Here is a 26,522-nt window from a genome sequence, read left to right as displayed (position 1 = left end):
TCCAACCGGCTTGGGGAGGCTGGGTGGCGCAACCGGTCAAGGTCCGCAGACTGACCGATCAGGAGGGGCAGAAGCTACAGCGGATCGTGCGGCGGGGCAGCACCAGCACGGTGCGCTACCGGCGAGCGATGATGCTGCTGGCCTCGGCCGGCGGGAACACCGTCCCCGTCATCGCCCGCTTGGTCCAGGCGGATGAGGACACCGTGCGCGATGTGATCCACCGGTTCAACGAGATAGGGCTGGCCTGCCTGGACCCTCAGTGGGCGGGAGGCCGTCCCCGCCTGCTGACTCCTGATGACGAAGACTTCGTCGTCCAGACGGCCACCACCCGCCCGACGAAGCTGGGCAAGCCCTTCACCCGCTGGTCGGTCCGGAAACTCGCCGATCATTTACGCCGGAACGTCTCGCGTCCGATCCGGATCGGACGCGAGGCCCTGCGCTGTCTGCTCGCCCGCCACTCGGTCACCTTCCAGCGCACCAAGACCTGGAAGGAATCCAGCGACCCGGACTACGACGCCAAGCTGGACCGGATCGAGTACGCACTCACCCAACGGCCAGACCGCACTTTCGCCTTCGACGAGTTCGGACCGCTGGGCATCCGCCCCACAGCCGGGTCCTGCTGGGCGAAGCAGGGCAACCCAGAGCGGCATCCCGCGACATACCACCGCACCCACGGCACCACCTACTTCCACGGCTGTTACTCGGTCGGCGACGACACCTTGTGGGGCGTCAACCGTCGCCGCAAGGGCATCAGCCCCACCTGGGCCGCGCTGCGAACGATCCGCGCGGCCCGCCCGGACGGCGCCCCGATCTACGTGGTCATGGACAACCTCTCCGCCCACAAGAACTGGCGGATCAGGAGATGGGCGAAGAAGAACAAGGTCGAGCTGTGCTTCACCCCGACCAACGCCTCCTGGGCGAACCCGATCGAGGCGCACTTCGGACCACTTCGGCAGTTCACCCTCGCCAACTCCCAGCACCCCAACCACACCGTCCAGACACGCGAACTGCACCGCTACCTGCGCTGGCGCAACGCCAACGCCCCGCACCCCGACGTCTTGGCCGCCCACCGACGCGAACGATCCCGCGTCCGCAGCGAGAGAGGCATCCGATGGGGCGGCCGACCACTCACAGCGGCAGCCTGACCCGCTCTTGGGCGGTGGTGTTCCCCGCGGGCTGACCAGGGGCCGGGCTGCGACACACTGACGCCATGACCGATAACGCCTTCGTGGTCGTCTCCGGCCTGCCCGCCAGCGGAAAAAGCACCCTGGGCCGCCACCTCGCGGCAGCACTGGGCTGGTCGGTCATCGACAAGGACGCGATCCTGGAATCGCTTTACGACTCACTCGGCGTCGGCGATCACGCCTGGCGCTACCGGCTGAGCCGGGCCAGCGACGACATCCTGTTCACCCTCGCCGGCCATGCCAAGCACGCAGTGCTCGACAACTGGTGGCACCACGACACCGCCCCCGACCGGCTCCACCAGCTCAACGCACGGATCATCGAAGTCCACTGCGACTGCGATCCCGCCCTGGTCGCCGAGCGGTTCCAGACACGCACCCGCCACCCCGGACACCTCGATCAAGACCTCACCCGTGAAGAGATCGCCGAGCGCGTCGCCACATGGATGACCTCGCCAGGCCCACTCCGGCTGGGCGGCCCCCTCCTGACCATCGACACCAGTCAGCCCGTCGACATCACCGCTCTCGCCAAGGAGATCGACGCACTGCTTCTCGGATAGAGACGCCGATACGAAAGCATCACGCCTGCACCAGCCCCAACCCGGTGAACGTTCTCGGTCACAGCACTAGGTCTTGAGAGCAAGGGTCTCGGCGATGCCGAGGGACATCGTCGCCTGCCGGATGTCGCCGCTGACCGCGTCCTTGTGGGCCATGTCGTCCATCATCACCAGACCCGCAAACGGGTGGGTACGTTCAACGTGCTGCTCGTCGAGACGGGCACGCAGGACCTTGTGTGACTGGTCCAGGAACGCGGCCCAGTCGGGGGCCGGTTCCTCAAGAGGCAGGCCGGTCAGCCCGGTGAGCCACAGGTCGGCGTGAAACCAGAGGATCTGCTCCGGGGTGCGGTACTCGATAATCAGTCCGCACAGCTGGTTGATCCCGGCGGGATGATCGAGTACGCCAGGCCATGCCGGAAGAGATCTGGTGTGTGAGGGGCACAGGTGAGCGAGCCAGGCATGGCCCCGATGGTGTCCGGACCTTCACGGACCGCGGTGGCGACCGTGGAGCAGTCCAGGACAGTCCGCATCCCGCCGATCTCCCGACCCGGACGAAAATACTGTACGTACTCGCCTAACGGCACGTCAGAGCTCCAGAAGCGATAGTGATGACGGTGCGCGGCACCATGATGTGAGCGGCTCCAACCGTAACGGGGCCGGCCCGGCCGGGTACGGTCGATCGCGAGAATCCCAACAGCCCCGGACCGACGACGACCGTGACGAGGAGCGCCAGGAGCACGGGCTTGCCGTCATCGGCCGCGTGAAGAGATGAGGACCGTATGACAACGACGGAGCACCGTGGCGCCGCCGGCCCGTACATCGAGTACGACGGCCTACCCGTTCTGCATGCTACGGAGACCGGCCTGCCGCTGCTCCACCCGTATGGCGCGGTCTCCCCCGGCCGTTACGTCACCCCCGGGGGAGGCCGGCTCACCATCAAGGAGGACGGAGTGCATTCCGGATCACGCTGGACCACCTGGGCTGCCCGGCTCAACTCACCGAGGAAAAGAACGCCGCCTTCAAGCGGCTCGGCCTCGCCGCCGAAGGCCCGAGGTCAATCGGTACCACCACGGCGGACCCCGCCGGGACCCGCGCCCTGGCCGTGGCGACCGACGTCTGACCCCCGCGCCTACTGGCCCGGATCGTCGGCGCCATCGCCACGGATCCGATGAGGTGGAATTGGCCCACGGGCCTCAAACCCCGTTCCGGCCAGGACCTGCAACGGTGAGTCGGCCGGCCCGGCTCATCGCCGGACAGGCCAGTGGCCTCGCTACGCCGAGCGCAGCAGCGTGTTCTTGCGGGTCTGCGGCGATGCTGTGCAGCGGCGGAGGCGGGTCTCCCACGCCTCAAGCTCGGCGCCGGGGACACCATGCTCGATCGGGATGACCCACAGGAGGTGCCAGGTGTGGCGGGCCTCGGGGGGTTGGTTGTCGCGGTAGTGCTCGCGGGTGCGGTCCCGAACGGCGTTCATGTCGGGCCGCTCGGCCGTGCCGCGCTGCACCTTGCCGGTGTAGAGGCTGCGGTAGCAGTCGTCCAGAGCAACGTAGAGCGCCGTCGGCCAGGGCGGGAGGTGGCGGAAGGTCCAGCTTTCGTTGGCCTCGCGTAGCGGGTAAACGCACGCCCGGAGGGTCTCGGGCGGCGTGGCCAGACGTTGGCCGGGGATGGCGGCGACGTCCGCGGCAAGGTCGGGACCGAGGGTCCATCCCGCGCTCATCAGCTGCCGTCCTCGGGCAGGGCGTAGGGGGCGCTGCTGCCGAGAGTCGGCCCGTCGGGGGCCTCGCTGTTCTCGGGGATGAGGTTGTACGGGTTCCGGCTGGCGGGCACCACGAGGGGGATCTTGCCGATGTCCAGGCTGGCCTTGAACAGCAGCTTCTGCAGTGCCTCCTGCTGTGCACCGTCCGCGAACTTCGGCTGACTGGGGCTAGTCAGGATGGACGTGATGGTCTGCTCCAGCCGCCCGACCGCGGTCTGCAGGGCCTTGATGGACGCGGCCTTCGGCTGGCTCTTGCCGCCCTTGCCCACCGCCTGCCGCGCCGCGTCGCGCCGCCCCTCGATTACCGTGCGGCGTGGGGCCGGGAGGCCTGGCCAGGCGAGCTCGAAGACGTGCCACTCGGTTGCCCGCCTGGGGTTTCCGTGGGTGGTGGCGATGGCAGGGGTGCCGTCTGGGGTGGTGGTGATCTCGGGGACAGTGAACTGACGGGAGTAGTCCGCGGGGTGGCCGGGGACCTGGTCGACCCAGCTGCTGAGAGCCGCCCCGAGGAGAAAGCGGCCGGCCGGGGTCTCAATGAGCGCCGCGACGATGCCGGGCGGCCGGGAGCGGTAGGGGGTCTTGCCGTTCACGGGCTCCTCGGAGACCAGATCTTCCTTGGACCCGCGGTCGCGGCCCAGGGTCTCGGCGACGGTGAGGGCGTCCCCGCCGAGTACGGCGAGTTCGTCACGGGCGCCGGGGACGTCGTCTTTGGCTCGCCGCCGCAGCTGCTCGACGAGGTTGGAGGCGCTCTTGTACGGTTCGTCGTCCTGGTCGTCCCGCAGCCGGGTCAGGGTGAAGGCGTCCGCCCCCTTGGCCAGGCGGTTCCACATCGTGCGGATGATCGAGCCGCCGTTGTCCCAGGTGTGCACCATGTTCGGGAAGACCGTCTTGGCGTCGGAGCGCAGGTAGCGGGTGGAGAAGATCGCTGTGGTTTTCAGGAGTTTCGCGGGGGAAGTCCTTGCTGCTGGGGTCGAGCGAGAGGCCCTCTGCGATGGCGGAGCGGATGAGCGCGCCAGCGTCAGCGGAGAGCACTGTCTCGAAGAGCAGGGCGCGGGCGAAGGCAGGGTGGTGGGGCAGGCCGGTGGCGTGGGTGAAGTCCAGGCCGTGCAGACGTCCCGACAAGGCGCTGGCGAGGGTTGGTGTGATCTTCCCGGCGTGGACTGCGGCGATCAGGGCATCGGCGACTGCCTTCTCCTGGTCGCTTCCGCCGCTCCAGTGCCGGGGGCGCAGGTGGATCTGGGTGAGATGCTCGGTGAACCAGGTGGTGGCCTCGCAGGGCTCGCCGAGTCTGGTGTAGGTGCCGACTACGAGGTTGACGGGGGCGAGGCGGGAGTGCAGGGTTTCCAGCTCGTTGGCGGTCCAGGAGCTCGCGCGGGCGGCGTTCAGTGCCCCGTTGACGGCCTTGCGGGACGCGGCCACGGCGTCGTGGGCGAACATGCGGCCCACGATCTTCTCGGCGTACAAGGGCGCCGTGGCGTCGGTCAGCTTCTTGTCGCCGATGCCTAGGACGTTGCGCCAGGCGGACGTCAGCCGGGACTGCCCGTCGATGGCGACGACGAAGACCTCACTGGTGCCGTCGGCGTAGTGCACACGCAAGGCCATACACGTCAGCGGCTCCTGGACGCCGGTGCGGGCGATGGAGTCCGACCAGTCGTAGTCCAGGAGGTGATGGGTGACCGTGGTGGTGATCAGGTCGACCAGGTCCTGCTTGGCTGGCAGGTGGATCTCCAGCAGGCCAGGGATGCTGCCCTCGATCGTGGGGTCGGTGGTGCGGCCCTTGGTGAAGGCATGCTGGATCGCGGCGAGGAACCGGGGGTTGACCGGCAGGGTCATGATCCCGGCGATTTGGTGCAGCGGGCTGCGCACGACCGCCGCGTACCCGGTGTTGGTGCTGAGCCGGGAGAGGCGGCCGAGCCGGGAGACCTTGCGCTTGGGCTTCTGCCGGCTGCGGCCGGGGCGGGTGTTCAGCTGCTGGGCGACGGCCTCGGGGTGGTCAAGCTGGTCGAGCAGTTCGTCGGGGTGGGTGGTCCCGGCGAACAGCGCCCGGAGGACCTCGGCCGGCAGGACCACCGACGGGTGGTCCTGCGCGGCGGTAGCCAGTTCCTTCAGCTCGGCTGGGGTCGGGGCGGGCTCCATGTCGAGCAGGCCGGGAGCGAAGGAGGCGATCTGTTCGGTCGTCAGCTTGCCGACGGCACCCTGGGCGTGGTCGTCCTCGTCGCCGCCGGGGGCGACGAAGGTGAGCGGAATCGTCATGATCATCCATGGTGTCGTGGTGCGGCGCTTCTCGGAGGCCGCCTGATCGGGGACATGGCCCACGCCAGGCGGGCCGACGCTCGGGACCGGAATCCCACGACACCGCCGACGCCCACACAGAACCGGGGGCAGCGACGCGGTCGCGCAGTCGCAAGGACGTACCGCACTGAGACAGACCCAGTTGATGGCCCGTAGGCACGCTGGGAGCGCTCACCGTCAGAGGAAGGGCCCGCCGGAACGACGGGAGGCAGTGACGACTCGCTCACGCTGAGCAGAGACCTGAACCTACACATCCTCGCTCCCGCGTAACGAAGTTCACCGAAAGTCATCACCTAGCCGACCCGCCGCTGGAACAATGCGCCCCCCAAGGGCCCTGGAGCCCGTCGCGCGGCCGTAGTCCTGGCCCGAGTCGGTGGTGAGCACGGTGTACAGCTCGGGGTCGGCGTGCACCTCGGCGGGGTGCTGCCATTCGGTGAGAGCTGAGCGACGGCCGCCACGCCCCCGTCCCACAAGCCTCCGTACTGTCCTGACGACCCGCGCCTCCCAGGGGGCCCGCGCGTGCAGATTTCGTAGCTTCCGGCCGACCGGCCGGAAGCTGCACCCCTGTGACCAGCACCGTCACCGCGGTGAGCTCATGTCTCCGTGTAGCGGTGCGCGGATTTTGGACGTGCCTCTTGGCGCGCCGAGTCCCTGATCCGTCACCCGGACGAGCTGCTCGCTGCAGTCCGGCCGTCCGTACGGCCCGACTTGTCCGGGGCCGCCTGCTGCGTCGGGACTGATTCACCGATCCGAAAACAGCTGATCACATTAGGTCACGGGGGGTGTCTCTATGTCCTTCGTCAAGGACATGGCGTCTGGTTTGCGTGTGGTTGGGGTGGTCAGGCGGTGAGGGTGATGGTGGGGGTTCTGGATTCGTGGAAGGTGCCGTCTCGGAGCATGGCGAACAGCACGCTGATGCGTTGGCGGGCGAGTCGCAGGAGTGCCTGGGTGTGCGTTTTGCTGCGGGCTCTTTGCCGGTCGTAGTAGGCGCGTGATGCCGGGTCGGCGTTCATGCAGGCGAAGGCGGAGAGGAACATCGCGCGTTTGAGCTGCCGGTTTCCGCCGCGTGGTGCGTGTTCGCCGTGGATCGAGGTCCCTGACGATTTCGTCGTGGGAGCGAGGCCTGCGTAGGAGGCGAGGTGGGCGGCACTTGGAAAGCCGGTGCCGTCGCCGACGGTGACCAACAGGACGGCGGCGGTCCTGACGCCGACGCCCGGCATCGAGGTCAGGACCTGGTGAAGAGGGTGGGCCTCCAGCAGGGTGCTGATCTGGGCTTCGAGTGCCTTGCGTTGGTCGTGGACGGCTGCGAGCGAGGCGGCCAGGGACGGGATCACGATGTCGAGGGTGCCCGTGCCGGGAACGATGACGGTCTGCTCGTCGAGGGCGTCGAAGACGTCATCGATCAGCCTCTGTGCCATCCGCGGAGCCTTGGGCCGGATCAGCTCGACGAGCCGGCGGCGGCCGGCTTTCCTCAAAGCGGCCGGGGATCCGTGGCGCTCAAGGAGCCAGGTGACGGCGGGGTGGTCCAGCCGCGGGCCGAGCACGCGCTCGAGGCTGGGGTGGAACTGGGTGAGCAGGCCGCGTATCCGGTTGCTGGTGCGGGTGGCCCCGGCGGCGAGGTCCTGGTCGAAGCCGGTCAGCACCGTGAGCTCGGCGGTGATCTCGTCGGTCAGCTCCAGTGAACGCAGGATGTGCGGCATCGTCCGGGCCGCGTCCGCGATCACCGCCGCGTCCTTCGCATCCGTTTTCGCCTCGCCCGGATACAGATCGGCGATCCGCCGCATGGCAAGTCCGGGCAGGTAGGCGACCTCGCAGCCCGCGTCCCGGGCGACGGTCAGCGGCAGAGCCCCGATCGATGCGGGCTGGTCGACGATCACCAGCACGGTGCCGAACTTGGCCTTGAGCTTGTCGAAGACGGCCCGCAGTTTCGGTTCGCTGTTGGGCATCGGCTTGTCGAAGATCTTCTTGCCCGCCGGAGTCAGGCCGTGGCCATGATGGGCGGACTTGCCGACGTCCATCCCGAGGAAGACGCCCACGCCATCGGTGTCTAACATCGCACCCTTCCCAGGTGGTTGCTCCTGCCGGCCTCGGCAATGGCACCGCGCTCGCGCATCCACGTTATGCAGACCTGCCGCCCGCATACTGCCCGGCATTGCGCCGGACCGGGCGGTGGCCGGGTCTCTCATCAGCGTCTCCGACGGCACCCCACGGACCCGGCGACACCACCCCCCAGGTCATCTGTTCGACAGAGGGGACACAGTCATACCGGGCCCGGAGGCCAGCGGCCCTCTTGCAGGACCGCGAAGAACATAACTGTGAGAGTTCTTCTGCGGCCCGGGATGGGTTGCTGCCAGGCTCGACGCCGATGATCCGGCATGACTCGAAACATAACTGGCGTCCCGTCAGGGGCTGCCGTTCCCCCGAGATGTCTGCCGGACATCGGCGCCGACCTGGCCCACCCGTTGGCTTGATCAGCAGCTTGTCCGCCTTGCGGCGTGACTCATCACAGTTCCGCCACGCGGTGACTCCATCCAGGCCGGCGCCGACCACAGTCGTCCGCCCATCAAGGAGAACAACCACGTGGCTATCCTCGCAGAACAGGTCGACGGCGTCATCGGCGTCGATACCCACCGGGACACCCTCGCGGCAGCGGCTGTCAGTCCGATCGGCGCTGTCCTGGCCAGCACCGACTCCCCGGCCAATGCCCGCGGCTACCGTCGCCTGCTGGACTTCGCCCGCGAAAATGTCCCGGGCCGTCGCTGCTGGGCCCTGGAAGGCATCGGCAGTTACGGTGCCGGACTCGCGTCCTTCCTCGACCAGGCCGGCGAGCACGTCGTCGAGGTCTGCCGTCCTAAGCGGGCCGCCAACCGGGGTGGGCGCAAGACCGACATACTTGATGCCGTCCGGGCCGCGAAGGAGGCCCTGGCCACCGAGCACCTGATCCAGCCCCGACTTCGAGGGGAGCGCGAGGCGTTGCGTGTCCTTCTCGCCACCCGCCAGGGCGCGGTCCTTGCCTCCACTGCGGCGATCAACCAGCTCAAGGCCCTGATCGTCTCCGCGCCTGACGACCTCCGGGCCGAACTGCGGAAACTCAAGCGTCCGGCCCAGCTCACCCACTGCGCCCAACTCCGGGACCGCCCGGCACGGGACCTTGAGCACCGGATGACAGCGCGGGCCCTTCGATCCACCGCCCTGCGCGTCCAGGCCCTGCAGGCCGAGGCCAAAGACCTTGAGAAAGAGATCCTCGCCCTGGTCCGGGAGGTCGCCCCCGAGCTCCTCGGACTGCTCGGTGTCGGGCCGATCACCGCAGCTCAGATCCTGGTCAGCTGGTCCCACCGGGGCCGCTTCCGGTCGGAAGCCGCCTTCGCGTCTTTCGCCGGCGTCTCGCCGATCCCCGCCTCCTCCGGGCTCACCAACCGACACCGGCTCAACCGCAGCGGAGACCGGCAGCTCAACCGCGCCATGCACACGATCACCCTGATCCGCATGCGCCTCGACCCTGCCACGAAGGCATACGTCAACCGCAAGATCACCGAGGGAAAGACCTCCCGCGACGCGCAGCGATGCCTCAAGCGCGTCATCTGCCGCTCAATCTTCAAGACCCTCGAACGCACCGAACGCACCGAACGCACCGAACGCACCAAGACAGGGAACATCAAAGAACTCACTCAAGCCGCTTGACACGACATAGCAGCCTCGGGGGCAACCTGCGGGCCGAGCAGGAACTCCACGTATCCCGCCGTGGACTGTCCGACCCGCACGACGTCATGAGGTCGCGCTCCGGGACCTGCCGTACGGGTTCGGACGAAACCGCTACTGATCGTGCCGGGTGGGTTGCCGGAGCTGACATCCGGTACGGGGCCGGGTCACACTGGAGACCACCCGCGAGGAGGTGAAAGGAACGTGAATGTCTCCTACAGCCACGCCGGACCGTGGACGCTGGCCGATGTCCTTGCGTTGTCCGAGGACGCCGCCCAGCGTGTCGAGCTGGTCGGGGGCGCGCTGATGATGAGTCCCGCGCCCGGTCTGCCGCATCAGCGTGCATCGCACAGGCTGCACGTTCTGCTGGAGCGGGCCGCCGAGCGGGCGGGCGCCGAGGTGGAGGTGTTCGAGGCGATCAACGTCGTCGTCCCGGACGGCATGCTGATCCCCGATCTCGCGATCGTCGACGCGGCGGCCGCCGCGGAATCGGGCGTCGCCGTCTCTGCACACGATGTGCTCGCCGTGGTGGAGATCGCCTCGCCGTCGCCCCGGGTCGCCGACCGCAAGCTGAAGCCATCGCTGTACGCGGCGGCGGGTATCGAGTACTACTGGCGCATCGAGCTGGAGCCCGCACCGCGGCTCCTGGTCGGCCGCCTCCAGGGTACGTACGCCGACCAGCCGCCGTTCCTGACGGGCGCCGTCGCCCGCCTCGACGAGCCGTTCCCGATCGAGTTCGACCCCGGATCCCTGGTCCGCAGGTAGCACCCCGCCACGCACGAGCAGGCCCCCGCGCCCCCGGTTTCCACTGGCAGGAGCAGGGGCCTTTTTGCAGGGCCGTGGAACGCGCCGCCCAGCCGCCGCCGGCTGGGCGGCGGCCTCGGTCGCGGCGGCCTGGAGGCGGTGCTGGGCGCGGGGGACCTGCTTGATCGAGGCCGGTGCATCGTGGACAACGTCGGTCTCGGGGACCGTACGGCCGGTTCGGGGCCCATGTGCATACGGCGCAGGCTACGGCGTCGGAGCCTGTCCTGCCTCGCGTGACTCGACCGGGCTGTTGTGCGCGGTCTGCTTCAGCGCCATCCGGGCGGCCACCACGTCGTCCAGTCCTTCCCAGAACTCGTGTGTGATCACTGCGGCTGACAGGTCGGCCAGTCGGCGCCGCAGGTCGGTCACCTGCTGCTGCTCATCGGTGTATCCGGGGCTGTCCGGCTTGGAGGAGCTGTTCTGCGTCTCGTTCTGCCAGCCGGGCATCGGCTCGACCGACCATGGCAGCTCGGAGCAGAGCTGGGTGTAGCGGTGTCTGGTCCTCGCCGGGAACCGTGCCGTCCTGGCAGTTCAGGCCGCCACCCTGGGCCTCACCCATCCGAGCACCTTGAACAGCCGCAACAACGCGGCGCTCTCCCTGCAGGGCTGCGGACGCGTGACGGAGGCCGTCGACGAGTTCCGCGCGATCGCCGCCGACGCGGCCGAGGCGCTCGGAGCGGACCACCCGATCGCGCTGACCGCCGGTTCGAACCTCGCCGCCGGGCTGTCCAAGCTCGGCCTGCACGCCGAGGCCCTCGACCTGGCCCGGGGGCTGCTGGACCGGGGCCGTGGAGACCGGCACGTCAGGCGCTCATCTGGTGCTGACGCTGCGGACCGGGCTGGCACGGTCCCTTCACGAGGCGGGCCGCGCGGCCGAGGCGGTCGCAGTTCAGGAGCGGTTACTGGCCGATGTCGAAGCAGTGTTCGACGCCGGCCATCCGACCGTCCTGCTCGCCCGGAGCGACCCGGGGAACATGCTCGTCGAGGCGGGAGATCCCGCCAGGGCGGTCGAGACCGCCCACACCACCCTGGTGGGTGCCGTGGAGCGCTACGGCGAGGACCATCCGCAGAGCCTGTCGGCCGCGGTCAACTTCGGTGTCGCGCTCTACGCAGCCGGGCTGGTGGAGCAGTCGGCCGCGGTGACGAAGCGATCGCGCAGAGTTCCGCGCGGGTGCACGGGCCACTGGCGCCCGCCACCATCAGCGCGCGGGAACCTGGCACCCGCCCTGGCAGGTATCGGCCGCACTGCCGAGGCGGTCGAGATCGGCCGGGACGTCCTGCGCCACCTCACCGGCCTGCACGGCCTCAGCCACCCGGGCACGCTCCGGGCCAAGGCCAACCTCGCCGCGGCGCTCAAGGCCGAAGGCCAGTTCGACGAAGCCCTTGCGCTGGCCGTGGAGGTGGCAGATGGGCGCCGCGGTCTGCTCGGCCCGGAGCACCCGGACACCCTCACCGCCGAGGTCAACCTCGCGGCGCATCTGTGGGACGCGGACCAGGTGGGCGAGGCGGTCGCTCTGGAGAAGCGGGTGCTCGGGCTGCGCGACACAGCGCTCGGCCCCGGGCATCCCGACACCAGGCTGACCCGCAACAACCTCGCCCACAGCCTGTCGGAACTCAGCGACAGCCGGGCCGCCGCCGAGTTGCACGGCCGTAATGTGGAACTCGCCACCGAGCTCCTCGGGCCCGGCCACCAGTCCATACTGACGAACCGCTGCGACCGGGCCCGCGCGCTGGGCTCGGCCGGGCGGCCCGCCGACATGCTTGCGGAGCTTGAGGACGTGGTGGCACGGGCCGACGCCGCCGCCCTGGACGCAGCCGTCCGCTCGTACTTCCGCCTGCAACTCTCCCTCGCCCTGGACGAGGCCGGTCTCATCGCCCAGGGACTGAAACTGATGCGCCGGGTCGCGGCGGAACTCGCCGAGCGGGTCGGGCCGGAAACGCGGGACACCCTCAACGCCCGGACCAACATTGCGATCATGCTCGGCCGCCTCGGCCGGACCGGTGAGGCGCTGACACTCCAGCACGAGCTACTCGACATCCGTGAGCGGCTGTGGGGGCCGGACCACACCGACAGCCTCACCGCCCGGGCGGACCTCGCGGCGGCAACTCACCGGGCCGGCCGGTTCGCGGCCGCCGCCGCCCTGCTGGATCCCGTCCAGTCCGCGCGGCGCGCGGCGCTGGGGCCCGACGACCCCCGCGTCCTGGCCGCTGACCGGCAACCTCGCCGCCATGCGCTCACGCGCTGGCTTCGCCAAGTCGGTGATCCCGGTCGAGGAGGACGTGCTGGCCCGGCGCGAACGCGTCAACGGACCGCGGCATCCGAGCACCGTCTGGGCCCGAGCCAACCTCGCCGTCACCTGCCGGCGCGCCGGACGCACCGCGGTCGCGGTCGGGCACGCCCGGCAGGCTTACGAAGACGCGCTCGCCGTCCTTGACACCGGGCATCCGACCACCCGGCAGACCGCCGTCGTCCTCGCCGACGCCCTGCTCGCCGACGGACGGCCCGAGAAAGCAGCCGACCTGGCCGAGCACGTGTGGTCCACCGCGCTGACCGAAGACGCTCCGGGCCATCCGACCGCCGTCCAGGCATGCACGGTTCTGGCGCGGATCGCGCTCGGCTCCGGCCATCCGGACCAGGTCGCCGCCCTCTCCGCGCCCGCGCTCGCCGCCGCACCGGACACCATCGGGCCCGAGCACCCCGACAGACTGGTCCTCCGTCATCTCAACGCCTTCGCCACCACCTCCAGCCCGGCAACCGTCCCCCGGGTCCGGCGAGCACTCGCCGCACTCGCCTCGACCCTCGGCCCGCTGCACCCGGAATACCTTGCGGCGGCCCGGCTCGGCACCACGCGCTGAGCCGGGCCGGCCGGATCGTCAATGCAGATGTGGCAATCGGTGTCGTACTCGGCTCGCTCGGATTCATGTCCTCGACACGTGCGAAGGCGTCTGCGCCATGTGAGCCAGGTATTGCCCGAAGGCGCAGATGGGTGCCGGCCCCACGGTGCCGCTGGCAGTGGTCGGTGAGCCGTACGCCAGCCAGCAGCGGGAAGGAGCCGGGGCGTCCGTCCGGTTCGCCCGGCGTCAGGCCGTCCCGTGGTCAAGGAGACGCCTCTGACGTTCCCGGGCGGGTGGCGAGTTGTCCTTGCAGCCGGGCGTACCGGAACTGGTACACGCCCCCGGCCTGGCGGAGAACGCCTCTGCGATCGTCAGCCTCCAGATCGAACTCGCACAGGCCAGTGCCGTCAGACACAGCCGTGGACGCGGGACTCATCTGCGGCTGTGGCAGGTCATGCCGTGAGCTGTTTGAAAACCTTCCGTAGGTCCAAGGCGTTGCCGCCGCTGATCCACGCCAGCGGCGCATAGTGGTAGGCGACGCCTTCCGGACATGCCAGCAGCGGCCGCCCCGCCGCGTCCGTGGGCCACTCGACGGCGCCGGTGATGGTGCGGGCGGCGAAGGTCCAGTAGTCGCCGGACGCGTACTGCCCGCAGGGCGCGAAGTAGACCTGCGCCCCGTCCTCCAGGTCGATCCACTCGCCCTCTACCAGCTTCACCGCGCCGCCCTCCAGCCTGGGCGCGCCGCGTCGACGCCGCTCCGGCTGGTCCCAGCGCCGCAGGTGGGGATGGCGCCCGCGATGCCGTCCGACCGTGCGGTCCGGTTCTGCCGACAGGCGTACACGCCGTCCGGGCAGGTCCACCTCGACCACCTGGAGAAGGTCGAAGATCTCACCGCGCCCGACGGACGCGTCATCACAGACCTCGACGAAGGTGCCGATGTCCAGGTCGAACTTGCCGTCGCGGCCCAGCGCCTCCAGGGTGGCCCATGCGTCGTCGATTCCGGTCAGCGGCAGTACCACCGATCCGTTCTCACGCGACCACTTGTACGACGCCTCTCCGGCCTCGCCGCCGCGGTGGATCTCCACCCGGTACAGCTGGTTCTCCGGTCCCCGGTACCGCGCGTCCGGCGCGACCAGGCACGGATCGTCCTCGACCCGCGCCGGCCGCTCGGCGCGCGCGGCGAGCCGACAGGTGCGGTCCTGCTGCGTGGCGACCCACTCGGCGAACGCCCTCGCGGGATCACGCTGCCGGCTCCTCTGCAGCTCCAGCGGCAGCACCTCCCAGTCGACCCGCACCCGCGCCGTGGTGTCGGGCAGCGCGGAACCGAGCGCGGTCTCCCGAAGCAGCGGGTCCTGCACGGCCGTCACCAGCCGGTCGTGCACCCGCAGGTAGGCCAGGAACGGGCCGGACGGCAGCTCGTCGGCGTCCCGTTCGAGGTCGCGGTAGGCGTACGGCTGGTCCCAGTACGTCCACCGGCCGGCTTCCGTGCCTTCGTCGGCCGTCGCCTCGGCCTTCGCGGACGCCGTCCTCTGCCCCACGACGGGTTTCTTCGCGGCGGTGTCCGGGAGAGCGTGCCCGGCGTGGTCGTGGCCGGCGTCTGTCGGCCGGCCGCCGTACTCGTCCACCGCCGGCAGCGGCTCCGGGCGGGTGGCGTCGACCGCAATGCCGTCCACGTAGTACCGGCCGGCCGCGATCGTGAGCGAGGCCTTCTCGCCCTCGGACTCCGCGCTGTACTCGATTCTGAAGCCGTCACCGGGCCCGCCGTGCCGGCCGATCAGGTCGGCGGCCAGTGACCGATCGGCCGACAGACCGAGATCGGCCTGCTCGTTGGACTCGGCGTCCAGCAGCACCCGTCCCTGCTGGCTGGCCACCGCGACATAGTGCTCCTCCGGCCGGTACGTCCGGCGCGAGAAATCGCCGTGCATCTTTCCCTCCCGAGCAATGAATTGACGCTGTGTCAGTTGACTACGGCGATCCCGGCGTCCATGCCGACGGGTGAGAACTCCGCGAGCCGCGCCCGCAGGTTGTCCTCCCTCTGAGGCTGGAACAGGTCGTGCAGCACCCCCAGCTCGGAGCCGTCGTCCGCGCCCCGGCCGATCTCCGCCGCGCACGACAGCGCAAGCTGGAGGTAGGCAGGCGTCCCGTACCGTCGGCTGGTGAACCGTGGCCTCACCCGCGCGGCCTCCAGCGAGCGCAGCCGCGGCAGGTCGGCCGGGTCCACGTCACCGGACTCGGCGAGCCGCCGCAGGTCCTCCCCGACCATGTCCGGCTGGCAGTGGTACCGGCGCGGCGTCCGCGACCCCGGCGGAACGTAGCAGAACCGCAGGCATCCGATCCCCCGCCGCGCGACGTGCATCAGGCCGTCGAAGACCGCGTTCTCGCCCAGCCGGACCGCGTGCGCGTGCACTTCGCCGATCACTGTCGAGCGCCGCACCGTCAGCTCCGCGTGCGCGTGCCGGCACTCCGGTGCCGACACCACCTCGCGGTCCGCACCGGTCGCGTCCAGCACCGAGTCGGTGACGCACACCCTGAGGGGGTCGGTCCCGACCTCGTCGTTCACCACCAGGATCGATCCGACGACGCTGTTCGCGATCTCCACGCATGCCGTGGTGTTCTCCAGCACCAGGCTGGGCTCCTGCGGGTGCGTGGGACGGCAGCGCGGCTCCGGCGACCACCCGGGCACCAGCGTCGAGTGCCGTACGACGACCGCACCCATCGGCCCGGTCACGCTGACCCCACGGCCGGTGATCAGTAACCCGTCGAGCACGAACCGCGGCGGCGGCCGGTCGTCGCCCTCCTTCGCGCAGAGCGCCCGGATCAGCAGCGAGTCCGGCCGGTTGCTGTACCAGTCCAGCAGCCGCAGTACCGGCCGCTTCCGCTCGGCGCCGCGGATCTCCAGCCGGTCCCCCGGCGCCAGCACGAACTCCAGCTGCTCCTGGTACGCACCGGAGTCCGCGATCTCGATCACCGCCTCCGGCTGGGCTCCATCAGCGTTGTCGCGCTGCCACGCCGCGTAGGCCAGCTGGATCCGCTCGAACTCCTCCTGCGGCCCCACCCGGTACACCTTCGCTGCGCCCGGCGTCGTCAGATCCCGCGGGTACTCCCCGCCGCCGAGTGCGGACGGCTGCAGGAAGTGGTAGCTCACCCACACGCCGCGCCGCGGCGCCGACCGCGCCCCGAACACGATCCGCCCGAGCTCCGGGTCCACGACCACCTGGCCGCGCCGCGCCCGGTAGAACCAGCCGGACAGGTCGGCCACCACAATGTCGCTCACCGGCACCGGGTCCGGCTGCCCGTCACGCCAGATCGCGAAGCTCTTGTCCCTGCCGTAGAAGTCCGGCAGGCGGTCGGCGAGCTCGCGCCGGGTGATCGGCGCCGGCACGTGCTCCCGTCCCGCGATGTGCTCCGACGAGGGCTCGGGCACCGGCTTCGTCGCCAGCGGCACATCGTTGCCGAGGATCGAGAACGTGAACTGATGGCGCGCCCGGTCGATGCAGTACGCCGGGGCGTACGTCAGCGGCTGTGGCTTCAGCCGCCACACGTACACTCCGACGTTCGCCGGACGGTACCGTCCCTGCCGCCGCGACGAGCTGATGCGCGCGGCCTCGGCGAGGTGGCCCTGCGTCTCGAACGGCCCACCGATCCCCACCAGTTCCGCGTCGTCGCGTACGTCGACCAGCCCCGGCGCCGCCCGCGCCCGGCGCGCCGCGGCCTCGTCCGAGGACGGGTACAGCCTGATCGGCTGGTCGCGCAGCAGCAGCCGATGGAACTCGACCGCCCGCGACGGCCAGTCCGCCACCGATGACGCGAGCTCCTCCAGCATCGGCAGCGTCCCCTTGCGCCGTCTCGACCCCACTGTCGCGGCGACGTCCCGCCGCGGTGCCAGCCGGGCCACCAACCGGTCCGTGGTCGCCGTCGCGAGCGCCTCCTCGTGGCCGGGCAGGAGCCGGTAGCCCACCAGGTCGCCCAGATAGGGAATCGCCCAGCTCTCGGCGGTCTCCACGAACCAGTTGTCGTACAGCCGCTCCAGGTCGCTCTGCACCAGGTCGACCTGCTCGCCGATCACCGCGAGCAGCGCCCGCAGCGCGGACCCGTTCTCGGCATCGGTCTTGCGGATGTGCAGCGCGATCAGCTCGCTCAGCCGGTCCGGCGTGCGGCTCATCGGCGTACCTCCTTCAGGATCAAAGTGGTCGGGACAGCGGGTGACAGCCGCACCAGCTGCGCGGGCCGGATACCCGCGAACACCACAACACGGGTGCCCGCCGGCAGCGGCTCGGCCGGTGGCAGCCCGGGGTTCAGCCGGAGCAGCTCGGCAACCGAGATGCCGTTGCGCGCGGCGACCAGCGTCAACGACTCGCTGTACGAAGCGGGTTGGCTGCCGGCGGGCGGCCGTACGTCGTGGTACTCGACCGTGTACGACGCCTGCCTGGCCGGCACCATCGGGTTCGGCGTGGTCAGCGTGGACGCCAGCTTCTGCAGCCCGGCCGGCGTCATGCTGCCCGGGACACCGGCGAAAACGTCCACATCGACGTACTCGACGCCCGGCACCGCCTGCGCGGCGGCGATCGCCTCGGACAGGTATGCCGGCTGGCCCAGCTCGCGGCTGTCGAACCCGAGCCGTTCCAGCAGCGCGCGCCGTACCTTCGGCTCCACCAGGTCGTAGGACTGATCCGGCGCGATCTTCAGCCCGGCCGACATCACCAGCAGCACCAGTTCACGCACGTCGACCCGGACCGGCAGCTGCGGGTCGCCGTACAGTGCGAGCGCGGAGCGCAGCGACCGGACGACCTCGCCGTCCTCGTCGAGGGTGATGTCACCGGCGCCCGCGATGGTGACGTGCATCAGCTCGCGACCGCCGAAGATCCGCCGTGCCGCGGCCCGGCCGATCCCGGCCCGCGACCTGGTGAAGTCCTCGTAGTCGGTGATCCCGACCAGCCGGTCCAACGCCGCCACCGCGAGCGGAGTCTGCCGCCGGGTCTGCCGCAGCCCGTCCGGGTCGGCCCCGCCACCGGCCGGCAGCGGGTTGGTGACAGCGGTGACGCCGAGCGGGCGGGTCAGCGGCGTGGTCACGGTGTCGGCGGCGACATTGCCCGCGGCACCGGTCCCGACCCGGTAGCGGGCCCGGACGTTCTCGTGGCCGGTCGGCAGCCGGGCGCCGTGCACGCCGTCGCCGAAGCCGACCATGGTGCGACCCCCCTCGCCGGTGCTGGTGACGTAGACCTTCGCGGTCGGCGGCTGACCGGCGAGGCTGTCCACCTCCTGCCACAGCACCCCGTCGACCCGCACCTGCAGCGTGCTGCGTGCGCCGCGCGGGTTGTCGGCCGGCAGCCAGGTCAGCGGCGCGGCGAACAGGGTGAACGTCTGCCCGGCCTGTCCCGCGTCGCCGCTGCCGATCGGCTCGTCCCGGGTCGCGCCGGCATCGGCCCGCACGACGTTGCCGTGGATCGTCACCGTCGTGCGGCGGTAGGTGTACGCCAGCGGTCCCGCGAGCGTGATCGTGGTGTGTACCGGATCCCCGGGCTTGGCCGGGTCCACCGCGTGCGAGACACCGGAGACCATCGCGAGCTCGGCGGCCTTCACCCCCGGTGTGTCCGGGATGTCGGTGCGCTCACCGGCCACGATCACCCAGCGGCCCGGCTCCAGCTCGTCGTACAGCTCGGCCAGTTCGACGACACCGCCGGCCACGTCGTCCGGGATCGGCTCGGTGGCGACAGTGAGCGGCTCACCGCCGGCGTACACCGTGGTCCTGCGGATCTGGGACAGTTGTGTGTCCTGCGGGCCGAGCCACGCGTCCGCCAGTGTCAGCTCGGTGACCTTGCCGGTGATCCCGAAGTCGGCCTGCGAGACGACCCGTGCGGTCTCGACCCGGGTGATCAGCTTCTGCAGCGACGGTACGGCGCCCGGCCGCTCGATCACGACCCAGCTCTCCGGGCCGATCCCCGGGTACACGGCGTCCAGCAGGAGCACTTTCGGCGACACCGTGCCGGTGGTGGTCAGCGCGACCGTGACCCTGTCCGGGTCGTCGGCCCGCTCGGCCCGGCCGAGTACGACGTTGACGCCGCCGTGGGTGGTGGTCTCCTCCTCGCCGGGTTCGAGGTCCTTGCCGACTGACGCCGGGTCGGCCCCGAACGTCGGGGCGACCTCGACGGTGCTCTTTCCGTACGGTGTGCCGCTGTGCGGCTTCGGACCGGTGAACGTGACCGCGCGTGCGATGTCGTTGCCCCAGCACCGCAGTGCCACGGTGGCCGGTGTGTCGTCCGGTGTCGTGGTGGTGACCCGAACCTCCAGCGGCCCGACCCGGATCGAACCGTCGAACGGCAGGTCCTTCGACTCACCGACCGGGCTGCCGGACTCGATCCACCGCGCGATGAGCGTCTTTGGCTCGCCGTCGTCGTACTCGACGGTGAAGGTCAGCGACTTCGACCCGGTCAGCGGCCACTCGATGTGCCCGACGATCCGCCCGTTGTCCGCGTAGTCCGGCTGCAGCGGTGCGGTCGCGCCGAACGGGGTCGCCACCGTGCGCATCGTCTGCAGCCCGGCAAGCGGCAGCGGCTTCGTGAGGTTGACGTTGCGCCAGGCCTCGTACAGCGAGGCGAGGCGCGGGTCGAGCGCGGTCAGCAGCCGGACGCCGGCGTCGGAGCCGGTGCCGAACACGTCCGCCGGGTCCAGCCGCAGCGCGCGGGCGGACGACGGCTGCGGCGTGAGCGGCTTGCGCAGCGACCCGATCAGAGCGGCCAGTCCGAGCAGGGCCGGGTCGTCCTCGGCAGGCTGCGCACCACGGGACCCGTTGCCGGTGGCGCCGTTGCCGGTGGCGACGAAGCGTGCGAGGGCGAGCTTGTCGAACAGTGTCTCGTCCTCGTCGGTGGGCCGGTCCTGCTCGGGCTCCAGCCGGCCGGCCTGTGTGCGGATCCCGGTCAGGTCCGTGCGCAGCGCGGTGAGGAAGTCGTGCACCGCCGGGTACGGCGCTGCCGCTGCCAGTGACTCCTCCAGCAGTTGCAGCGCGTTGTTGAGCGCCCGCGCGAACCCTGTCGGGGTCGTGATCGCGTCCGGGTCCCCGCCGTCCTCGTCGCGGTCGGCCAGGATGACCGGGACTGATTCAGTGGGGTCGGGCTCCGACGGCAGCCGGTCGCGCAGCGGCACGAGCACGGCGTCGACATACCGCCTGACGATCCTGCTGGTGCGGTACTTGTCGTCCTCCAGCAGTTCGGCGACCGTGTCCCGGAATCTGTCCTGCAGCGCGGTGAACGTCGGGAGTTTCGCTCCCGGCATGAGCACCGAGGTGATCCCCTGGGCCTCGTCGACGGTGCTCGCCTGCACCACGTCGAGCGCCTGCCGCCCCGGTTCGGTGCCAAACACGAACAGCAGCCGGTCACCGGTCTGCAGCCGCGCCCCCGCGCCGGCCAGGTGCACCTCGCGCCGGTCGATCGTGCGGTCCGCCCGCAGCCGCACCGGGTAGGGCCGCCGCAGCCGCACCTTCAGGTCGTTCCACGCCGCGCGTGCCGCAAGGTCCTCGACGGTCTCGAACGACTGCGGCTCCTGGTCCGTCCCCGGCACGCTCTGCGCCCGCGACCCGGCCGGGACCGTCACCGCCCGGTCCCGGTCCACCCGGTAGGCGAGGTACACGCCCGCGCCGACACCCGGCCGGGGCGTGTGCCCCACCAGCCGGCCGAACAGCAGCAGCGAGTCCGCCCGGGTCGCGGTGCGCAGGTAGCCCTCGTTCGCCACCCGCTCGGTGTGGAATCCGAGCAGGTCGCCCAGCACCGCCCACGCGTCCAGCCACGACAGCGCCGCGTCGTCCGGGGTGCGCACCAGCAGGTCGCGCAGCTCCGGGTACGCCGGGCTGGACAGCCGCGCCAGCATCGACGACCAGAACGCGTGGTGGTCACCGGTCCGGTACGCGATCTGCGGCAGCCCCGGCGAGTTCGCCCGGCCGAACGGTGTCCTCGGTTCGATTCCGGTGCAGCAGTCCCCGCTGCCCGCGCCGCACCGACAGCCCTCGCTCATCGGTCTCCCCCGATCTCGATGTGCAACCGACCGTTCTCCGGCCGGTCGCGGTCGTCGTCCAGCTGTGCGACCTCCAACGGTCCGATCCGCAGCAGCCCGTCGTCCAGCTCGCCGGCTTCCGGCGCGAACAGCCTCCGCAACCGGATCACCAGCACACTCGTCACACCCGGTACGGCGGCCGCCGCCGCGACCACCCGGCTGATCCGCACCGGGTCGCCGAACGTCACCGTGTCTGGCGCGAACAGCGCCAGCACCGCCCGCCGCACCGCGTCGTGGACGTGGCCGCGCTGGTGGCCGGCGGCGGCACAGACCCGCAGCTCCAGGTCCACCGGCACCACCGTCGCGGGCCGCACGACCACGTCGTGCCCGATCCGCCGCACGCCGTCCAGCGTGTGCCCGACCCGGGCCAGCAACTCGGCGGTCGGCGCCCCGGTACCCGGGGCGTCGACCGCGACGTGCGCCTCCTGGCCGGTGCCGGTCCAGCGGAAGTCGGCCGCCGCCCGCTGCACACCCGGCACCGCCGAGGCCAGTTCGGCGTAGTCGTCCGCGGTCACCGCCCGGAGCTTGACCCGGTGAGGCTGCAGCGGCGCGAGCCGTCGTACGTCGTCGAGGGCCTCCGGTTCGGTCCCGCCGCGCGCCGGCAGCGGGTTGCGCACCAGCGTGACGGCGTCGTCGTTGCCGTCGCACAGCACCAGGTGCCCGATCGCCTCGGCACCAACGTTGCCCGCAGTACCGTTGCCCACCCGGTGGCGGACCGCGATCCGCCCGCCCGCCGGCGGTAGCTCGCCGTTCACGCCGTCGCCGAACCGCAGGGCCAGCCGGCCGTCCTGCTCCGCCTCGCCGACGAACGCCTTCGTGTCCGGCGTCGCGGTCAGCAGGTCGCGGCGCGGCGTCCACTCCCCAGCCTGCGTGCCGTCCGGCGTGCAACCCGTGACAGTCACTGCCGGCAGCGCGGCGCGCGGGTCCTGGGTGAGCGCGGCCGAGGCAGGCCCGGCCAGCCGCGGGTCGTCGGCCCGCAGGCCGTTGGTGTACGACAGACCCCAGGTATGCGCCAGCTCGTCCGTCAACCAGCCACCGAGCACCTCGCCGTCGCGTGCCCGGCGGGACAACCGGGCCAGCCGCCGGATCTTCGCCCCCAGCAGCGTTTCGTAGCGCAGCAGCAGGTCGCGCAGTGCCCGCGCCTCGTCGTGTGCGAACCCGAGCCGGTCCAGCACCGCCTGCCCGACCAGGAGCCGCAGTTCGGCGATCTCCTCCCGGGTCAGTGGGCGGGCCGCGCGCCACATCGCGGTGACCCGTTCCTTGGCCCGCGCCGCAATGCCGTCGAGCAGGTCCGCCTGCCCTGACGACACCAGCGCCGGGTCCGGGTACGCCGTCCGCTGCGTCACCGGCCTGCCGGTCAGCTCGGGGTGGAACGGCTCCACCGCTCCCGGGTGGCTCAGCTGCGCCAGCAGCGTGTCCAGGCCCTCCGCCTGATCGGCCGCGGGCGTGCCGGCGTCGAGCCCGGCCCGGTCCAGCGCCGCCCGGCCGACCAGCCCGCGCAGCGTCGTGACCTGCTCCTCGGTGAGCTGCTCACCGCGCCGCGCCACCGTCATCAGCCCCACGACCGCCGCGCCGGTGGGCCCCTGTTCGGGGCGGTCCGGGCAGCATCCGGGCTCGCACACCAGCGGGGGCACCGGCGCCGACGGGACCTCGTACTCCTCCGGATGCCCACCGCAGAACGTCAGGTCCCGCCCGTGGTCGACCAGGACGACGTTGCCCCGCGCAACGGTCACGTCGACCAGCCGCTCGCATGCCGGGCCGCCCTTGGTCGTCAGACAAGCGCTGAAGGTCAGCGCGTCCTCGTCGGTCCAGGTGACCTCCACGACCGCCTGGTCGTAGAGCGCGTCACACGCCGGCGTCACCGACGTGAGCCGCACCACCTGTCGGTGCGCCGCGTCGGCGTCGGCCGCAGAGCCGGTGCGTGGGCCGAGCACCTCCTCGATCACCAGGAGGTCACCGGGCACCAGGTACAGCCCGTCGTCGACGAGCGTCGCCGACGTGGCCCCCTTCGGCAGGCAGCACTCCTCGTCGCCCCACATGTGGAACCGGATTCGGTTGTGCGTCGGCCGCAGCTCGGTCTCCCCGCTCGCGACCGGCTCGAAGACCTCGGTCCGCACAGCCGGCGGCAGGGCGGCCAGCGCCCCATCGGTCACGACTGCCTTCAGGTCCGGTCGCTCCACCGGGTCCACCTGGCTGACGTCGATCGCCGCAAACCGGAACGTGCCCGGCCGCAGCGTCACCTCGTCGTCCACGCAGAGCGTCACCGCGGCACGCGCGTTGCACCCGTCGTGCATCAGGTAGTCGACCAGCCGGACGTGCCTGCGCACCGAGGTCCGCCGCCGCGCGGTGTGCAGGTACGCCTCGGTCGCCATCGCGTCCAGCTGGTACTCCAACTGATCGCCGACGTACGCGAGCAGTTCGACCACGGTCGTCCCGAGGTCCGGCACACGCCGCTCCACCCAGGAAGGCGCGACCAGCGTCATCCGGTCCAGCAGTTGCCGGCGCAGCGTCGCATAGTCTCGTGCCGTGTAGTCGATCACCGGTGTCGGCCGGGTGCCGTGGTGCTCCCCGCCGCACCCGCACACGCAGTCGGACTGCGCCGGGCTCTGCGGGTGGAACACGAAGTCGGCCCGGGAGTAACGCGGATCGAACCCGGCCAGCGGCTCGGTCCCCGGCCGCCCGTAGGCGTCCGGCTCCACCACGGACAGCGTGTAGGGCGAGGTGTCGCCGGTGCGGTCGACCACGACGAACACCCTGTCGTCCAGGTCCGCTTCCTCCTCGCGCTCGATCGTCACCTCGGTGACGTGCACACCGGTGATCCGGCGGCCGCCGTCGATCCGGATGTTGCCCGGGGCGAGCCGCTTCGGCGCCTTGCCGAGGAACGTCACCACCAGCGTCAGCCCGTCGTCGTGCGCCTCCACGGCATCGACGCCGTTGAGCTGCGCGGTCCTGACATCCGCACGCCTGCGCCCGGTCCCACTCCGTGTCGTCCCCCCGGCGTTCATACCTCCCTCCCCTCGAAGGTCTCGGTGCGGCGGTCACCGGTCGCCCTGATGAGGTATGCCACCCGGACCCGCAGCACGTTGTCGTTGCTCTCGACGACTACCGCGTCGATCTGGATCACGTCACCCAGCCAGCGCTCCAGCTGTGCGTGGACGGCGAGTTGAAGGGTGGCCGCCAGCTCCGGGCTGTTCGGCGCGAAGACCAGGTCCAGCAGGCCGCAGCCGAAGTCCGGCCTCATCACGCGTTCGCCCGGGCTGGTGAACAGCACCAGTTCGATCATGTCCCGGATGTGGCCGCCGTACCCGACGTCCGCGGTTCGCCCGCGCCGGTCCACCCGGAACGGGAAGTCGATGTCGATCCGCTCGGTCACTGCTCAGACCCCTTTGGTTCGTTGCTGTACGACCGTCACCAGCAGCGGCCCCTGCGGCACCTGTTCCGCGCTGAGGCACAGCCCGGTCGACGCCTGCGTCACCACCGGTGCCCCGCCCACCGTCACCCGGGCCGCGGGTGTCACCCAGCGGATCGTCACGCACGGCTGCGGCTTGGTGCCGACGGTGAACAGGCAGCCCGCGATCAGCCAGGTGCCGGCCATGGTGGCGGCCGGCCGGCCGGACAGGTTCACTCGTGGGGACGCCGGCAGATACGAGGCCCGCCCGCCGTGCGGGCAGCTGACCGTCGCGTTCACATGCAGCACGTTGGTCATGGTCAAGTCACCGTGAGCCCGCCGGTGTTGACGTCCACCACTCTGCCGACCAGCGAGATCGTCGCGCCCTTGCCGTTGCTGATCAGGATCCCGGTGTCGTTGACCGTGATCACCGCCCCGCCCGGTGAGCGCAGCGTGATGCCCGGGCCGCCGGGCAGGTCGGACATGAGGACGCTGTACTGGCCGCGGGTCTGCAGCAGGATGTTCGGCTGCCCCGGCGGTCCGGCCAGCGCGGCCGGCGGCACCTCGGCCACCGGGCCGAACCAGCAGCCCGTCCAGATCGGGTAGCTGGGGTCGCCCTGCTCGAACTCGATCCACACCCCGGCCCCGACCACCGGTACGGCGTACATCCCGGTCTGTGGACCGGCCACCGGAAGGCACGGCATCGCGAACGTGCACGGGGTGTCGCCGAGCACGTCCGGCACCGTCGCCTGGATCCGGCCCTGCTGCAACGGGTCCACGTTGTTCACCACGGTGCCGCGGTACTTGCCGAGATACTTGGTCGCTTCTGGCATCTGTCGTCCTCACGGGAGCACAGCCGGGGTCAGAGACGCCAGGCCCTCGCGGGCCAGGGTGAAGTTCTGGGTGTACGAGCCGCGCTGCAGGTTGTGCGTCACGGACTTCACGTAGTAGAGGCCGTCGTACGTCAGCCCCGCCCCGCGCACGCCGACCAGCTCGCGTGGCCGCAGCACGTGCCCGTACCGGGTGACGTCCAGCTGGCCGGAGCCGCTCACCGCGTCGGACGACTCGGCCGCCTTGGCCAGCGCCTCGGCGAGCGCCTGTGCCGGCTCCTTCTTCGCGGTGTCCGCGATCACCTTCCTCTTCAGCGCCGGCGCCGGCCGGGCCGCGAGCGGGGGCCGCAGCACGCTCACCTCGGGCACCGGCAGCAGCAGCGCCACCTTGGTGGTGGGGATCTGGATCCGTGCGACCGGTTGCTCCCGGGCCGATCCGTCGAACCCGAACGTCATCTGGTCCACGTTCGACAGATGGTCGGCGTTCACGGTCAGCGCGTGCTGCGGGACGCCGAGCCGCACCTCAGGTCCCCAGTAGCCCTTGCTGATCCCCGGCACGGGACCGGGGTCGAGGTAGAAGACATACCCGTTCGCCTTGGCCAGCTCGTTGAGATATCCGAGGTCGGTGCCCGTCTGGACGTCCACCCGCTGCGTCGGCAGCGGCGTCTGCGGCACCAGCTCGGGGACGACCAGTGGCACGATCCCGTACTGCGCGTACTGCGCGATGATCGTCGCCGCCCGGACCGCCGGGCCCATCGCCGGATACCCCACACCCTCGCGCTGCTCGAGGTCCATCAGCACCGTCAGGTCCTCACCGGTCAGCGTCAGCGTCGACTGCCCCGGCACCCCGCTCACTCCGGCCTCGTGCCGCAGGATGACCCCGTCCATCAGCACCGACGGCGTCCCCCGCACAATCGCCGTGAGCACCACCCGGGTCGGCGGGTCGAAGAACCCGGACGGCAGCAGGGTCCGCCCGATCAGCCCGCTCTTCGACAGGTCGAACGCCAGCTGGAACCCGCTGCGCTGCCCCGCGCTGACCGTGATCTGCGCCGACAGCAGCGCCTCGGTCACCGCCTCCGGGGCAGGCACCGCGATCTGCCGGCCCATCATCAGCAACAACCGGGCGGGCGCCTCAGCCATCGG

Annotated in this window: 17 protein-coding genes and 3 pseudogenes; 8 read left to right on the top strand and 12 right to left on the bottom strand. The window is 70.9% G+C overall.

Annotated elements, in window-relative coordinates:
- Window positions 1-23 precede the first annotated feature (23 nt).
- The 3 genes and pseudogenes from DVK44_RS33950 to DVK44_RS37450 all read left to right on the top strand — a co-directional run bounded on the left by DVK44_RS33950 (window position 24) and on the right by DVK44_RS37450 (window position 2,858).
- The gene (locus DVK44_RS33950; RefSeq protein ID WP_114664447.1) at window positions 24-1,145 is read left to right on the top strand and encodes an IS630 family transposase; all 1,122 of its coding nucleotides are present in this window, start codon (window positions 24-26) and stop codon (window positions 1,143-1,145) included.
- 65 nt (window positions 1,146-1,210) lie between these two features.
- Complete coding sequence (locus tag DVK44_RS33945) at window positions 1,211-1,741, top strand: AAA family ATPase (protein WP_114664446.1); 531 nt, start codon at window positions 1,211-1,213, stop codon at window positions 1,739-1,741.
- A 776-nt stretch (window positions 1,742-2,517) separates the two neighbouring features.
- Window positions 2,518-2,858: pseudogene (locus DVK44_RS37450) on the top strand (DUF6420 family protein).
- A gap of 150 nt (window positions 2,859-3,008) precedes the next feature.
- On the opposite strand, the gene DVK44_RS33935 reads toward DVK44_RS37450, so the two are convergent.
- The 3 genes from DVK44_RS33935 to DVK44_RS33925 all read right to left on the bottom strand — a co-directional run bounded on the left by DVK44_RS33935 (window position 3,009) and on the right by DVK44_RS33925 (window position 7,834).
- Window positions 3,009-3,452: a hypothetical protein gene (locus tag DVK44_RS33935; RefSeq protein ID WP_114664445.1), complete on the bottom strand. Its 444-nt coding sequence runs from the start codon at window positions 3,450-3,452 to the stop codon at window positions 3,009-3,011.
- Window positions 3,453-4,172: 720 nt separating this feature from the next.
- Complete coding sequence (locus tag DVK44_RS33930) at window positions 4,173-5,741, bottom strand: hypothetical protein (RefSeq protein WP_162794206.1); 1,569 nt, start codon at window positions 5,739-5,741, stop codon at window positions 4,173-4,175.
- An 878-nt stretch (window positions 5,742-6,619) separates the two neighbouring features.
- A complete protein-coding gene (locus DVK44_RS33925; protein WP_114664443.1) occupies window positions 6,620-7,834 on the bottom strand; it encodes an IS110 family RNA-guided transposase in 1,215 nt (404 codons plus the stop codon).
- Between the two features lie 526 nt (window positions 7,835-8,360).
- Here DVK44_RS33925 and DVK44_RS33920 point away from each other — a divergent pair.
- Both DVK44_RS33920 and DVK44_RS33915 read left to right on the top strand, forming a co-directional pair.
- Entirely contained in the window at window positions 8,361-9,461 is a 1,101-nt protein-coding gene (locus tag DVK44_RS33920) for an IS110 family RNA-guided transposase (RefSeq protein WP_114664442.1), read from the top strand.
- Between the two features lie 222 nt (window positions 9,462-9,683).
- Window positions 9,684-10,244 carry a Uma2 family endonuclease gene (locus tag DVK44_RS33915; protein ID WP_114664441.1) on the top strand — a complete coding sequence of 187 codons (561 nt, stop codon included), beginning with the start codon at window positions 9,684-9,686 and terminating at the stop codon, window positions 10,242-10,244.
- A 243-nt stretch (window positions 10,245-10,487) separates the two neighbouring features.
- Here DVK44_RS33915 and DVK44_RS33910 read toward each other — a convergent pair whose 3' ends face one another.
- Complete coding sequence (locus tag DVK44_RS33910) at window positions 10,488-10,730, bottom strand: nucleic acid-binding protein (RefSeq protein WP_114664440.1); 243 nt, start codon at window positions 10,728-10,730, stop codon at window positions 10,488-10,490.
- Window positions 10,731-10,851: 121 nt separating this feature from the next.
- Here DVK44_RS33910 and DVK44_RS38015 point away from each other — a divergent pair.
- The 3 genes and pseudogenes from DVK44_RS38015 to DVK44_RS37445 form a co-directional block, all read left to right on the top strand.
- Window positions 10,852-10,959 (top strand): annotated as a pseudogene (locus tag DVK44_RS38015) (hypothetical protein); the annotation flags it as partial.
- A 112-nt stretch (window positions 10,960-11,071) separates the two neighbouring features.
- Window positions 11,072-12,466: pseudogene (locus DVK44_RS33900) on the top strand (tetratricopeptide repeat protein); the annotation flags it as partial.
- A gap of 97 nt (window positions 12,467-12,563) precedes the next feature.
- Window positions 12,564-13,139 carry a tetratricopeptide repeat protein gene (locus DVK44_RS37445; RefSeq protein WP_231717299.1) on the top strand — a complete coding sequence of 192 codons (576 nt, stop codon included), beginning with the start codon at window positions 12,564-12,566 and terminating at the stop codon, window positions 13,137-13,139.
- 431 nt (window positions 13,140-13,570) lie between these two features.
- Here DVK44_RS37445 and DVK44_RS33895 read toward each other — a convergent pair whose 3' ends face one another.
- From DVK44_RS33895 to DVK44_RS33860, 8 genes are read right to left on the bottom strand one after another with little or no spacing between them, the layout of a single operon-like run.
- Window positions 13,571-15,043 (bottom strand): DUF6519 domain-containing protein, encoded by a 1,473-nt coding sequence (locus DVK44_RS33895; protein ID WP_114664438.1) that lies wholly within the window; start codon window positions 15,041-15,043, stop codon window positions 13,571-13,573.
- Window positions 15,044-15,075: 32 nt separating this feature from the next.
- The gene (locus DVK44_RS33890) at window positions 15,076-17,280 is read right to left on the bottom strand and encodes a hypothetical protein (protein WP_114664437.1); all 2,205 of its coding nucleotides are present in this window, start codon (window positions 17,278-17,280) and stop codon (window positions 15,076-15,078) included.
- A complete protein-coding gene (locus DVK44_RS33885; RefSeq protein ID WP_114664436.1) occupies window positions 17,277-21,122 on the bottom strand; it encodes a putative baseplate assembly protein in 3,846 nt (1,281 codons plus the stop codon). Before DVK44_RS33885 ends, DVK44_RS33890 begins: the two co-directional genes overlap by 4 nt.
- Complete coding sequence (locus DVK44_RS33880) at window positions 21,119-24,166, bottom strand: putative baseplate assembly protein (RefSeq protein WP_114664435.1); 3,048 nt, start codon at window positions 24,164-24,166, stop codon at window positions 21,119-21,121. The genes DVK44_RS33885 and DVK44_RS33880 overlap by 4 nt, the downstream gene beginning before the upstream one ends.
- Complete coding sequence (locus DVK44_RS33875) at window positions 24,163-24,534, bottom strand: GPW/gp25 family protein (RefSeq protein ID WP_228447484.1); 372 nt, start codon at window positions 24,532-24,534, stop codon at window positions 24,163-24,165. The genes DVK44_RS33880 and DVK44_RS33875 overlap by 4 nt, the downstream gene beginning before the upstream one ends.
- A 3-nt stretch (window positions 24,535-24,537) precedes the next feature.
- Window positions 24,538-24,867 carry a hypothetical protein gene (locus DVK44_RS33870; RefSeq protein WP_114664434.1) on the bottom strand — a complete coding sequence of 110 codons (330 nt, stop codon included), beginning with the start codon at window positions 24,865-24,867 and terminating at the stop codon, window positions 24,538-24,540.
- A 2-nt stretch (window positions 24,868-24,869) separates the two neighbouring features.
- A complete protein-coding gene (locus DVK44_RS33865) occupies window positions 24,870-25,382 on the bottom strand; it encodes a phage baseplate assembly protein V (RefSeq protein WP_114664433.1) in 513 nt (170 codons plus the stop codon).
- Between the two features lie 9 nt (window positions 25,383-25,391).
- Window positions 25,392-26,519, bottom strand: a complete 1,128-nt coding sequence (locus DVK44_RS33860; protein ID WP_114664432.1) for a hypothetical protein — start codon at window positions 26,517-26,519, stop codon at window positions 25,392-25,394.
- Window positions 26,520-26,522: the final 3 nt, after the last annotated feature.

This window comes from Streptomyces paludis (assembly GCF_003344965.1).
In the GTDB taxonomy this organism is placed as follows: Bacteria; Actinomycetota; Actinomycetes; order Streptomycetales; family Streptomycetaceae; genus Streptomyces; species Streptomyces paludis.
Note: the sequence above shows the minus strand (reverse complement) of the source record. Positions and strands in the feature narration are given on the sequence as shown.

Bases quoted from the DNA above. Each gene is read 5' to 3' on its own strand.
- DVK44_RS33945 (WP_114664446.1), top strand. From the start codon at position 1,211: ATGACCGATAACGCCTTCGTGGTCGTCTCCGGCCTGCCCGCCAGCGGA.
- DVK44_RS33935 (WP_114664445.1), bottom strand. From the start codon at position 3,452: ATGAGCGCGGGATGGACCCTCGGTCCCGACCTTGCCGCGGACGTCGCC.
- DVK44_RS33930 (WP_162794206.1), bottom strand. From the start codon at position 5,741: ATGACGATTCCGCTCACCTTCGTCGCCCCCGGCGGCGACGAGGACGAC.
- DVK44_RS33925 (WP_114664443.1), bottom strand. From the start codon at position 7,834: ATGTTAGACACCGATGGCGTGGGCGTCTTCCTCGGGATGGACGTCGGC.
- DVK44_RS33910 (WP_114664440.1), bottom strand. From the start codon at position 10,730: ATGCCCGGCTGGCAGAACGAGACGCAGAACAGCTCCTCCAAGCCGGAC.
- DVK44_RS33895 (WP_114664438.1), bottom strand. From the start codon at position 15,043: ATGCACGGCGATTTCTCGCGCCGGACGTACCGGCCGGAGGAGCACTAT.
- DVK44_RS33890 (WP_114664437.1), bottom strand. From the start codon at position 17,280: ATGAGCCGCACGCCGGACCGGCTGAGCGAGCTGATCGCGCTGCACATC.
- DVK44_RS33885 (WP_114664436.1), bottom strand. From the start codon at position 21,122: ATGAGCGAGGGCTGTCGGTGCGGCGCGGGCAGCGGGGACTGCTGCACC.
- DVK44_RS33880 (WP_114664435.1), bottom strand. From the start codon at position 24,166: ATGAACGCCGGGGGGACGACACGGAGTGGGACCGGGCGCAGGCGTGCG.
- DVK44_RS33870 (WP_114664434.1), bottom strand. From the start codon at position 24,867: ATGACCAACGTGCTGCATGTGAACGCGACGGTCAGCTGCCCGCACGGC.
- DVK44_RS33865 (WP_114664433.1), bottom strand. From the start codon at position 25,382: ATGCCAGAAGCGACCAAGTATCTCGGCAAGTACCGCGGCACCGTGGTG.
- DVK44_RS33860 (WP_114664432.1), bottom strand. From the start codon at position 26,519: ATGGCTGAGGCGCCCGCCCGGTTGTTGCTGATGATGGGCCGGCAGATC.